The sequence below is a fragment of the Burkholderia sp. BCC1999 genome (assembly GCF_905339975.1).
In the GTDB taxonomy this organism is placed as follows: Bacteria; Pseudomonadota; Gammaproteobacteria; order Burkholderiales; family Burkholderiaceae; genus Burkholderia.
The window spans coordinates 377,523-389,097 of sequence record NZ_CAJPHP010000001.1 but is presented as its reverse complement, the minus strand read 5'-3'; the positions used below and the strand labels follow the sequence as shown (position 1 = coordinate 389,097).

The 11,575-nt window shown below is 65.4% G+C and carries 11 protein-coding genes; 10 read left to right on the top strand and 1 reads right to left on the bottom strand.

The genetic code is table 11. The features are described from left to right. Nucleotides 1–41 precede the first annotated feature (41 nt). The 6 genes from U5809_RS01715 to U5809_RS01690 all read left to right on the top strand — a co-directional run bounded on the left by U5809_RS01715 (nucleotide 42) and on the right by U5809_RS01690 (nucleotide 6,870). Nucleotides 42–2,441 carry a putative bifunctional diguanylate cyclase/phosphodiesterase gene (locus U5809_RS01715; RefSeq protein WP_322085222.1) on the top strand — a complete coding sequence of 800 codons (2,400 nt, stop codon included), beginning with the start codon at nucleotides 42–44 and terminating at the stop codon, nucleotides 2,439–2,441. Nucleotides 2,442–2,461: 20 nt separating this feature from the next. After that, nucleotides 2,462–3,199, top strand: a complete 738-nt coding sequence (locus U5809_RS01710) for a TenA family transcriptional regulator (RefSeq protein WP_322085221.1) — start codon at nucleotides 2,462–2,464, stop codon at nucleotides 3,197–3,199. A gap of 117 nt (nucleotides 3,200–3,316) precedes the next feature. Continuing rightward, on the top strand, nucleotides 3,317–4,063 hold the full coding sequence (locus U5809_RS01705; protein ID WP_322085220.1) for a response regulator transcription factor: 747 nt from the start codon (nucleotides 3,317–3,319) through the stop codon (nucleotides 4,061–4,063). A 286-nt stretch (nucleotides 4,064–4,349) separates the two neighbouring features. After that, nucleotides 4,350–4,475, top strand: a complete 126-nt coding sequence (locus U5809_RS01700) for a hypothetical protein (protein ID WP_322085219.1) — start codon at nucleotides 4,350–4,352, stop codon at nucleotides 4,473–4,475. A 220-nt stretch (nucleotides 4,476–4,695) separates the two neighbouring features. Beyond that, a complete protein-coding gene (locus tag U5809_RS01695; protein ID WP_322085218.1) occupies nucleotides 4,696–6,078 on the top strand; it encodes an MFS transporter in 1,383 nt (460 codons plus the stop codon). A 477-nt stretch (nucleotides 6,079–6,555) separates the two neighbouring features. Continuing rightward, on the top strand, nucleotides 6,556–6,870 hold the full coding sequence (locus U5809_RS01690; protein ID WP_176046399.1) for a helicase: 315 nt from the start codon (nucleotides 6,556–6,558) through the stop codon (nucleotides 6,868–6,870). Between the two features lie 266 nt (nucleotides 6,871–7,136). On the opposite strand, the gene U5809_RS01685 is transcribed toward U5809_RS01690, so the two are convergent. After that, complete coding sequence (locus tag U5809_RS01685) at nucleotides 7,137–7,370, bottom strand: hypothetical protein (RefSeq protein ID WP_322085217.1); 234 nt, start codon at nucleotides 7,368–7,370, stop codon at nucleotides 7,137–7,139. Between the two features lie 683 nt (nucleotides 7,371–8,053). On the opposite strand from U5809_RS01685, the gene U5809_RS01680 reads away from it, so the two are divergent. From U5809_RS01680 to U5809_RS01665, 4 genes are all read left to right on the top strand, one after another. Then, nucleotides 8,054–9,013: an AraC family transcriptional regulator gene (locus U5809_RS01680; RefSeq protein ID WP_322085216.1), complete on the top strand. Its 960-nt coding sequence runs from the start codon at nucleotides 8,054–8,056 to the stop codon at nucleotides 9,011–9,013. A gap of 115 nt (nucleotides 9,014–9,128) precedes the next feature. Then, the gene (locus U5809_RS01675; RefSeq protein WP_322085215.1) at nucleotides 9,129–9,695 is read left to right on the top strand and encodes a carboxymuconolactone decarboxylase family protein; all 567 of its coding nucleotides are present in this window, start codon (nucleotides 9,129–9,131) and stop codon (nucleotides 9,693–9,695) included. Then, nucleotides 9,668–10,783, top strand: a complete 1,116-nt coding sequence (locus U5809_RS01670) for an acyl-CoA dehydrogenase family protein (protein WP_322085214.1) — start codon at nucleotides 9,668–9,670, stop codon at nucleotides 10,781–10,783. Before U5809_RS01675 ends, U5809_RS01670 begins: the two co-directional genes overlap by 28 nt. Beyond that, nucleotides 10,780–11,574, top strand: a complete 795-nt coding sequence (locus tag U5809_RS01665) for an ABC transporter ATP-binding protein (RefSeq protein ID WP_322085213.1) — start codon at nucleotides 10,780–10,782, stop codon at nucleotides 11,572–11,574. The genes U5809_RS01670 and U5809_RS01665 overlap by 4 nt, the downstream gene beginning before the upstream one ends. Nucleotide 11,575 lies beyond the last annotated feature (1 nt).

Below are 11,575 nucleotides of genomic sequence, written 5' to 3'. Positions count from 1 at the left end.
CCGGCGGCATCGAGAAGAATCAGAAAAGCAGTCAATCGGGTATGGAAAACATTTCGAAGCTCCAGAGTCAGCGCAGCTCGTTTCAGGTGTGGCCATGGAGTCCGGCGCTCGGCATCCTGCCGATCATCGTCGTGATCGCGGCGCTGGCCGGGTTCGTCGCCGTCAGCCTGATCGTGATCATGTCGTTGCGCGTGTACGTCGGCGGCGAAAGCAGCTGGTCGAAGGCGCAGAAGGACGAGGTCATCCTGCTGACCCGCTACGGACAGACCGGCGACGAAAAATTGTTCGACGATTACCTGGCGGTTGACCGGACCCTCACGTTTCTCGGCGTCGCCCGGCGCGCGATGATCAGTGTGCCGCCGGACCACGGCGTGGCGCGCCAGGCGCTGATCGAGGCGGGCATCAATCCCGTCGATGCGGTGGCGGTTGTGTGGTTCTATCCGGTCCTCAGCAGCTTCGCGCGCCTGAACGCCGCGTTGCAATACTGGGAGGACGCGGACCGGCAACTGGTCCAACTGCGCGCGATCGCCAACGCGTTGCGCGAGTCCGTACATGCGGACGACGTCCGGCGCACGAGCCGACTGAACCGCGCGATCTGGGACTTCAACTCGCACATCGAACCGTTGCCGAAGCGCTTCTCCGACGAGCTGAGCGCCGAATTCCGCTCGGCCGTCATCCAGCTGCTCCTGTCGTACGTCGTGGCCTCGATGCTGATCATCCTGCTGTCGGTGCGATGGGCGAGCCGCGCACAGCGCCAGCAGGCGTCGATGCAGATCGAGCTGGACCGTAGCCAGGCGTTCGCGGAAGCCGCGCTGCGCTCGGTCGCCGACGCGATCGTCACGATCGGCCTCGCGCGCAGCATCGAGACAGTCAATCCGGCTGCCGAGCAGCTGCTCGGAGCGCCGTCGCGGCAGTGCGTCGGCAAGCCGATCAACGACGTGCTTGACTTGATCGACACGTCGACCGGCATGTCCATCAAGCTGCTCGCGTCGCTCAGCAACAGTGGTGATCACACGTTCACCCGCGATCTCGACCTGATCCGCGGATGCGGCTCGGCGGTGTCGGTACGCGCGTCGCTGTCGAGGATGGGTAATGCCGCGGGCCGCTGCGTCGGTTACGTGCTGATCCTGCGCGACATGACGCGCGAATACCAGTTGATCGAGAAGCTGACCTGGCAGGCGTCGCACGATGCGCTGACCGGTCTCATCAATCGCACGGCGTTCGAGCAGCACTTGGGCGACGCACTGGCGTACCGCGGTGGCGGGATGTTGCTGGTTCTCGACCTGGACGGTTTCAAGGAAGTCAACGACGTATGTGGGCACGCGGCCGGCGATGCGCTGCTGCGCGACGTGACCGCGGTGTTCGCGCGCTGTCTCGACGACGACGACGTGTTCGGCCGGCTGGGCGGCGACGAATTCGGCATCCTGTTGCCGGCCGACCGCGACGGCGAGCCCGAGGACGGCAAGGCGGAGCGCATCCGGGCGTGTCTCGAGGATTTCACGTTCCTGTGGGAAGGCGAGCCGTTCAAGATCAGCGTGAGCATCGGTGTGCTGAATCTCGCATGTCGGCCCGAGAGCGTCGAGAAGGCGATGCAGATGGCCGACATCGCGTGCTACGTCGCGAAGGATCGCGGCCGCAACCGCGTGCACGTCGCGGATTCGCGCGACATGAACTCGGGACGCCAGGCGTATCACATGCAGTGGAGTCGCCGCGTGAAGACGGCGCTCGAAACGAACTCGTTCCAGTTGTATGCGCAACGCATTGTGCCGATTCAGCCGGCGCACGGCGCGCAGGAGCGCGCGGAGATCCTGCTGCGCATCCCGGACGCCGACGGCAAGCTGGTCTCACCGGTTTTTCTGCCGGCCGCCGAGCGCTACGGCCACATGACGATGATCGACCGCTGGGTCGTACGTACCGTGATCCGGCGTCTCGCGCGGCTCGAACAGCGACAGTACGTCGAATACAACGTGAATCTGTCGGCGATGTCGATCACCGACGAGCGCTTCGTGGAGTTCACGATCGCCGAGCTGGTGTCGTCGGGGCTAGACCCTGCACTGCTGTGCTTCGAAATCACGGAGACGAGCGCGGTCCGCAACCTGGAGGTCGCGTCGCGTTTCATGCACGAGCTGCGCGACCTCGGCTGCCGCTTCGCGCTCGACGACTTCGGCGCCGGCATGTCGTCGTTCTCGTATCTGCGCCAGTTGCCGATCGACTACCTGAAGATCGACGGCGGACTCGTGGCGACCATGACGTCCGACAGCATCAAGCGCGGCATCGCGTCCGCAATCAACGACATCGCGCACGTAATGCAGTACCGCACCGTCGCCGAGCATGTCGAGGACGCGTCGACGGCCGAGATGCTTCGCGCGTTGGGCGTCGACTATTGCCAGGGCTATTACTTCAGCCGCCCCACGCCCTGGCAGGAAGGGGGATTCCATTGAACCAAGCGAGGTACGAACGCATGAGTGCTCCATTTGAAATGACCGGCGACCTGATGGACCTGGCGAGCTATCCGGCCTGGTTGCGCGACGTGGTCGGCTCGACCGACGAGCTGAAGGCCCGTGTCCGCGCGCATCCGGTGTTCGCGGCGATGAGCGGCGGGACGCTGCACGTGTCGCAACTGCGCGCGTTCTTCGTGACCGGTTGGGCGGTGGTCAGCCAGTTTCCGGAATACATGGCGATGAACCTGGTGAAGACCGCCGCTTATCGGTCACGCGGCGACGAAAAAGCGCGGCGCTACCTGATCCGCAATATCCGCATCGAGCAGAACCACGTCGATCACTGGGCCAACTGGGCTGCGGAATCGGGCGTGACGATCGACATGCTGCTGCACGGCGATGCGCCGCTGGCCGGGTTCGCGCTGAGCCACTGGTGCTGGAAAAGCGCTAGCACCGACGCGCTCGCGCCGAGCATCGCCGCGACCAACTACGCGATCGAAGGTGTGACCGGTGAGTGGAGTGCGTTGCTGTGCGCATCGCCGTATGAGCGGCAGTTCGATCCGGCCGTGCGGCATCGCGCGATGCGCTGGCTCAAGCTGCATGCCGACTACGACGACCGGCATCCATGGGAAGCGCTCGACATCGTTGCGACGCTGCTCGGCCAGACGCCCGCGGCCCGCGACGTGCGGGACGTCGAGGCGTCGATCCGCAAGAGCCTGAGCTATTTCCTGACGAGTCTCGATTGCTGCATGCATGTGTAGTCGTCTGCGCCGCTCGCTCGCGGGTTCGTGCCGGCCGCGCCCGGCCGTTCCGGTCGGACGGCGGGTCGGCGTGACGTTGCGACATGCCGTGCCGGCCTTCGTGCTGGACGATCTTTCATGGCCACCCAAGTTCTCGTCGTAGAGCCCAATCCGCGCATGCGCGACAGGATCCATGCGCTCCTGCGCGGCTGCCAGATCGCCACCTCGACGCTCGACGACGCGTCGCGGTTGCTGGCGCACGTGACGGCCATGCCGCCCAGCCTGATCGTGCTGCGGGTCGAACGGCCGACCACGACGTTCTACATGGCACTCGGTGCGCTACGGCGCGCCGGTCACGACATGCCGGTGATCGTGATCAGCCTCGACGCGCAGGTGGTCGACAAGGTTGTCGCGCTCGAGATGGGCGCGGACGATTATGTGGTGGAGCCGTTCGACCCGATGGAACTGGTCGCACGCGTGCGCAGCGCGATGCGCCGCTACGCGTCGAACCGTCCCGGGGCGGTGCGCGGGCCGGCGAACCCCGAATCCTACGCATTCGGCGACATCGAGGTGAATTTCGTCACGCGGCGCGCCACCCGCGCGGGATACGACCTCGGGCTGCGTGCCAGCGAATTCGCGCTGCTCGAACTGTTCATCTCGCAGCCGATGCGCGTTCTTTCGCGCGCGGAGATGCTCACACTCCTGGGGCGGACCCTGGCCGGGCGCTCCGAGCGCGGGCTCGACGTGCTGATCTTCCGGTTGCGCAACCTGGTTGAGCACGCGGTCGGCGAGTATCGCTACATCCGCACCGTGCGCGGGAAGGGCTATATTTTCGTGCCGCTCGGCACGCTGGCGGAAGACGCGGACCCGTCGCCGCACCCGTGAGCCGGGCGCTGGCAGGTTGTGCATCGCGTATATCGCTTGCAGCCTGCCGCCGCATTGAGCGTTCAATCTTCCCGTGGTGGCCTCAGCCAGACAGGGTGGCCCACAGTCCTTCCAGTGAAAATCGTCGTCTCGCTTTTTGCAGGCCGCCGGCCATGTTCGAGTCCGTCGACATGGAGCCGATCCGAAACTTCGTGTGATTTCTTGCTCGCATCCAGGATGACGAATTGCTCGGACTGTTCAAGGATTGTGGCACGGGCATGTTGCCGCCGGCCTGCACGAATACTGGATGGAGACGTTCCTCGAAGAGCGCCGCGCGGAGCACCCGGAACAGCACGGCGACGCCGCGGACGGCGAGAAGCGAAGCGTTTCAAGGCGTGTTGGTTTTGAATATGGCACCAATGATTTTACATAATGCGTATGATCAATTTTCTTGTTTGTAGTGGCTAGTCACGCCAAACTACCTAACGATAGTTTGGTAATCGAGTGCGTGCCGGCGAAATCGTCGATGCGTCGAACGACCACCCAGGCTGACCGGATGTCCATGACCGGCCTGACGCACAAGCGGCATGCCGTCCCGACATCCCCTTTCACAAGCATCAGACGATCGTATCGGAGACAAGATGAGGAATGCCATGAATGAAGTGCCGCCCGTCGGCGGCCTGGACGACGCGCTATCGGGACGAACCTCGTCGAGGGTCGTCCATGACAGCCTCCGGTCGTGGTACATCCTGGGCATCATCACGTTCGCGTATTCGCTCGCGTACATCGACCGCCAGCTTCTCAACCTGCTCGTCGATCCGATTCGGCATTCGCTCGCCATTTCCGACACGCAGCTCAGTCTCGTTCAGGGCATCGCGTTCATTTCCGCGTACCTGATCGCATCACCGCTGTTCGGCCGGCTCGTCGACGTCACCAACCGGCGCAACATCCTGCTGGTCGGCATTTGCCTGTGGTGCATCTTCACGGCGCTGTGCGGCAAGGCCACGACGTTCCAGGGGTTGTTCCTCGCGCGCTTCGGCGTCGGGGCCAGCGAAGCCTGCGTGTTTCCGATCGCGCTGTCGATGATCGCCGACTGCTTTTCGGCGAAGCAGATGCCGCGTGCGATGAGCGTGTTCATTCTCGGCCCGATGCTCGGCGGCGGGCTCTCGCTCGTCGCCGGCGGCCTGGTCATCTCGTTCGCCCGCGACGTTCATCAGCAGTTTCCGATGCTCGCCGGATTCGAGACCTGGCAACTTGCTTTCGTGCTGATCGGGCTGCCCGGCATGCTGTTTGCGTTGCTGGTATGGCTGACGGTGCGCGAACCGATGCGCAGCAAGGTCGTCAGCGGAAGCGCGGACGATCGGCAGTTTTCGACCCGCGAATCCGCTGCATTTCTGTGGGCGCGCCGCGGGTTCTACGCGCGCATCCTGCTCGGCGTCGGCATGCTCGCCATCGTCGTGCTCGGGATGCCTGCGTGGATGCCGACCTACCTGATCCGTTCACACGGGATGCCCGCGGCGCTGGTCGGGTTTCGTTTCGGCGCGCTGGTGGTCTGCTGCGGGATTGCAGGCGCACTGGTGGGCCCCTGGGCCGTGCGCCGGTTCGAAAAGCGCGGCTACGAGGACGCACCGTTGCGCACGGCCGCGTTCGCGATGATCCCGATGTTGTTGTGCTGCGCGAGCATCCCGTTTGCGCCCGGCGCGACGGGTACGCTGATCGCGGCCGGCGGCACGGTGTTCTTCTTCACGCTGCCGACCGGGTGCATGGCCGCGGCGCTGCAACTCGTCGCGCCCAGCCGCATGCGCGGTACCGTCGGCGCGCTCTACTCGTTCTTCGCGCAACTGATCGGTTTCGGGCTCGGGCCGACGCTGATCGCGCTCTTCACCGATCGTGTGTTCGGCAATCCGAAGATGGTCGGCGATTCGATCGGGATCGTTTGCACGATCGCGGCCGCGCTCGCCGTATGGTTGCTGTTTGGCGCGCTGCCTCACTATCGTCGACTGCTTGCGGAGGAGCGTGGCACGCAGGTGGGGTGACTTGTGGGGTTCAGGCGAGATCATTGAGCGCTGCGGCCGACGGCACGCGCCGCCGTGACAGGATTTTCGATGCGGATGGGCAGCATCGAGCGTTGCCTGATCGGTGTCGATGGGGCGCAGAATCCGGTTGTCCCCGGAAAACGCCGAACCCCGCGCCTGCCTGGACTGGCAAACTGCGTCAAAGTCAGCGGGATGTGTCGAAGGCACCATGCCACTCATCCGAATGAGCGGCATGGAACGCCGTGCAGGCCAAACCCGGTAGTTGCGGCATGGCACCACAAGGTCAGGTTGGATGACGCGAAAACGGGCTCGCGATCGTGTGCGAGGTAACGTTTCCGGTGCCGCGGCGGTGGCCCGCTGGGTCGGAAATCGCCCTGTCAGCCTGCGCCACGGCAACTTCGGCCATCACGCAACATGGCCGATTTCGGCGGATCCTCGCACAGCGTTAGAATAGCGCCCTTTGCATGGGAGACGACAATGTCCTGGTTCGTGTATGAAGTGCCCGAATACCACGAAGACGCTGCGCGCATCGAACCTTTCAGCGACCTGCGTAGCCGCGTGCTGAAAGCCGGTGGTCCGGCCATGGCCGACGACCTGGAAAGCGTTCGCGAAAACGCCGCGGCAACGGCGGACACGCCCGAGCACCCCCTGAGAACGCCGGAGAATCCGCAGGTCTTTCCGATTCCTTACGCCGACTCGATGATCCTGGTCGGGTTCATCTTCGATCTGAAACGCGAATTCCGGCAACTGGTCGTGTCACCTGTGGAAATGCCCTGGCTGAAAGACGCGTAACCGGTGCTCGGATCGGAAGCCGGCGGGAACGTCGGCAGTAACGCGAAGGCCGACAGTTGCAAGGTGTCTGTCAGCCGCGGTTCCCTAAAGCAACGACAACTGAGCCGGTATGCTTGTGCGACCTGCGTGATCGCTTTCCTTTACCGCCGAGCTCTGCTGGGCCGTGGACGGAGTGCTCCCGTCGTCCGGTCGATACTTACGCGCCCACTCGACACCAAGCACCTCGGACGAGAACACAACGCCAGGCGCAATCTGCACAAGTTCGCTCATCTACGGATTTCCTGGGCAGGCTGAACATCAAAGTGCGCGGCGGCATACCGCGCACTGCAGTTCCACACTTCGACGCCGTCACGGGTGAAGGTAGCCCATCCGTCCTTGACGGTCATCTCGGCGTACGGAAATACCTCGCCGTGTCCCATCGCCTTGGCAGCCAGGATCGTCCGTTCACGGCACAGCGCCTGATAAATTCCATCATGCAGCGTTGACGGCGTCGCGCTCAACCGACAACCCCACTCATCACCGGATATAAACCGGTCGCGATACTTCGACGCAACCGGCGCGCGCGCGCCCGCCGCAGGCGCGCGTCATCGCCCGAAAAGTTGCTCAGCCGTGATGCCATACTCGGCGAGCTATTCACCGATCGTCGTGATGCTGCTGTCCAGCTCGGCAATCCACGCTTCTTCCGCTTGTTGCGCCAGCGCATCTGCTTGAGCTTTCAGTTCGAGATAGGCCGCCATATACGTGAAGGGACTCCGATTTGGCAGATTGGCCAATGGTCGAGACGGCATGGCGCGCAGGTGCAAGTCTGCTGTCCACGATCGACACATTATATTCCCGCGATTGGGAAAAGCGACCGCGTCAGTGGAGTGCACGGCGACCGTGGCGGGGACCCGGTGAACAATGTGGGTTCGAGTCGGACCCCCCTTTCGGCGAGTCATTCAATTCGTATTGCGAATGATACTTTATATAAATCAACCGCTTCGATTCCACGAAGTTCAAGCGCCGGTTTCCCGAGTTCGAGGTGACGACTTACCGGGAAGGGCTCGAACGGGTTCGACGGGAGCCCTAGGCGGACGGCGGGCCCGCCTTCGCCGCGACAGGAAAATGCATTCTACGAATCGTTGGTTTGAGCCGCGCGGCGCTGCCCGTAGCATGGGCGCGTCACCCTCCTTCCAGCATCGGAATGTCCGCGCAAACAGACAAGGTCGTCCATTGGCTGCTCTCCAGCCTGGAGCCCAGAAGCCAGCTCTTTCACGTCGGCCAGTATTGCGGGGACTGGCAGGCGTCGACCGCCGGTCGGGCCAAGGCGAGCTTCCACATCATCCTGCACGGTGCCGCGTGGCTTCACTTTGCCGACGGGCGCGACAGCATCCCCGTCTCCGAAGGGGATGCGGTGTTCCTGCTGCGCGACGTGCCGCACGGGTTGTCGCCGAGCGCGGTCAACCCGAAGGCCTGCGCGATCGCCGACGGCCAGCCCGTCGAGCGACGCGGGTCGATGCAACCGCTCGACCCGTCGGTCGACGGCAGCGTCGGTCTCGCGTGCGGCTTCATCGAATTCCGGTCCGCCATCTCGCGCGCGATCGTGTCGCTGTTTCCCGCGTGCCTGATCGTGCGGCGCGGCGACGGCGCCCATCGCGGCATCCACGGGCTGTTCGACCTCATTCGCGCCGAGGGCCGCCATGGCGTCGACGAGCCTTCGCCGCTGATCGACAAACTGGTCGAACTGCTGCTGTTCTACGCGGTCCGTGACGCCGCGGGGCACGATACCGTGGCCAGCGGGCTCGCGTCGCTGATGCAGCGGACCGGCTTCGGCACGCTCGTGGCCGCGATCATCGATGCGCCCGGCGACGCGTGGACCACCGAGTCGATGGCCGCGTTCGCCAACATGTCGCGCACCGCGTTCTGCAAGCACTTCAGCGAAGCGTCGGGCCATCCGCCGATGCAGTTCGTCACGCTGGTGCGCATGCGGCTCGCGGCGGACCTGTTGCAGCAGGGCTTGCCGATTTCGCGTGCGGGCGAACGCGTCGGCTATCAGTCGGAATCGGCATTTGCCCACGCATTCAAGCGCACGATGGGCATGCAACCCGGCGCATGGCGTCGCGACCGCGACGGCGCGTCGCAATCGGCCGCTCGCCTGCACTAGCCGGACGGCGCGACGCCGCTTCGCGGGACGAACGCACAGGAATCGCGGATGTTCGCGCATTGTCCGTGGGCGGTGCGGGCTCGACAATGATCTCACTGCCCTTCCGGAGAATCCTGTGAGCCGTCTGCCCTTGCCCACCGTCGAAACGGCCCCTGCGCCCAGCCAGCCATTCCTCGAAAAATCGCAACGCGCGAACGGCTTTCTGCCGAACCTCGTGCGCTCGCTCGCGAATGCACCGGTCGCCCTCGAAACCTATCTGACCGTCGCCGAGATCAACGGCCGCGCGGGCCTCACGTTCGCCGAACGCGAAGCGGTTCAGATCACCGCGGCCGCCGTTCACGGCTGTGCGTTCTGCGTGGCCGGACACACCGCGGCCGCATTGAAAAAGGCGAACGTCGATCGCGCCGACGTCGACGCGTTACGCGACGGCGAGCCGGTGGCCGATGCGCGACTGAACGCCGTCGCTGAATTCACGCGCGCCGTGATCGCGACACGCGGCGCCGTGCCCGACGATGCGCTCGACGCGTTCCTCGCGGCCGGTTTTACCGAAGCGAACGCGCTCGAGGTGGTGCTGGGCGTGAGCCTCGCGACGCTGTGCAACTTCGCGAACAACCTGGCGCGCAACGAACTCAACCCCGAACTGGCGGCATACCGATGGGAACCCCGGACACAGGCCGCCTGACGGCGCCCGCCCTCGACGCGTCGCTCGTCGACTGGCTCGACTCGAACGCGACGCAGCTCGACACGAGCGCCGACTCGAAAGCCGAGGTCGTGCCGCGCCTGGCGGCCGCCGGGCTGTTCCGGATCGGCGTACCGGCGAGCCTCGGCGGCGCGGGCGGCACGACAACCGATGCGATCGCGAGCATCGCCGCGGTGGCCGAGCATTCGCTCGCGGCAGCATTCGTGCTCTGGGGCCAGCGCAGCTTCATCGAATATCTGCTGCAAAGCCCCAATACCGCGCTGCGCGAGCGCCTGCTGCCGGCACTGCTCGACGGGACCTGTGCCGGCGCAAGCGGCCTGTCGAACGCGATGAAATATCTGTGCGGGATCGAGTCGCTTCAGATCGAGGCCGCGCGGCGCGCGGACGCGGCCGAAGACTGCCGATTGACGGGCCGGATGGCCTGGGTGACGAACCTGCGCGCGGAGCAGTTCGTCGTCGCGGCGGCCGTGTCGTTTCGCGACGGCCGTCCGTCCGCGATCGTCGCGATCCCGCATGACGCGCCCGGCCTGACACGCAGCGCCGATCTCGACCTGATCGCGCTGCGCGGCAGCAACACCGCCGCATTGCAGCTTGAAGACGTACCGACCGATAGCGCATGGCTGATCCACGCGGACGCGCAGGCGTTCCTGCCCGCGGTGCGGCCGGCGTTCCTCGGCTTGCAGTGCGGGCTGTCCATCGGGCTCGCGCGTCGTGCGTTGGCCGAAGCGCGCCACGCGGCGGAGACGACGCGCGGCATTCTCGGCCCCGAAGTCGATACCTGCGCGGCCGAATTGAGCGCCGCGTGTGCACTGTTGTCATCCGGTATTGCCGACGGCAGCCTGCGCATGCACCCCAACCGCCTGTTCGAGCTGCGCATCACGCTCGCGACGCTGGTGGCGAGCGCGGTGAACCTCGAGCTCGAGGCCAGCGGCGGCCGCGGCTATCTGCGCGATGCCGGGCTCGGCTTCGATCGGCGCTGGCGCGAAGCGGCGTTCATTCCGATCGTCACGCCGAGCGTGGTGCAGTTGAAGGCGCAACTCGCGGCGCAGACGCGGAGTATCGCCGCATGACGCCCGCGCTGCTGGATGCCCGCCACCTGACGCTCGGCTACGGCGAGCCACCGCGCAATATCGTGCTTGCCGATGTCTCGCTGTCGGTCGACGCGGGCGAAATCGTCGCGTTGATCGGCCCGAGCGGCACCGGCAAGTCGAGCCTGCTGCGCGCACTGGCCGGCCTGGAGCAAGCGCAATCGGGCACCGTGTCGATCAACGGTGCGACGCTGCAGGGCCCGCATCCGCGGATCGCGATCGCGTTTCAGGATCCCTGCCTGCTACCGTGGCTGTCGACCGAAAGCAACGTCGCGTTCGGGCTCGCATTCAAGCATCAGGAGCGCCTCACGCGCGACCGGCAACGCGAGCGGGTCCGGTCCGCGCTGCGAGCGGTCGGGCTCGAAGCCGCCGCGGCGCTGCGCCCTGCCCAACTCTCCGGCGGCATGGCGCAGCGCGCGGCGCTCGCACGCGCGTTGGCGCGTCAACCGCAGGCCCTGCTGCTCGACGAGCCGTTCTCGGCGCTCGACGAAATCACGCGCGCCGCGATGCAACGGCTGCTGGTGAGCATCGTCTCGTCGACACGCTGCGCGACGGTGCTCGTAACCCATGACATCGACGAAGCGCTGCTCGTGGCCGACCGCATCGTGCTGCTCGGCACGCAAGGCCGCTTGATCGATGCATGGCATGTCGATTTTCCGCATCCGCGCGACGCGTTCGTCAGCGAACTCGGCACGATGCGCATCGACATCCTGAAGGCGTTGCAGGCCGGCATGAAGCGCCCGCACGCCACCGAACTCCCCTCCCTGACCTGAC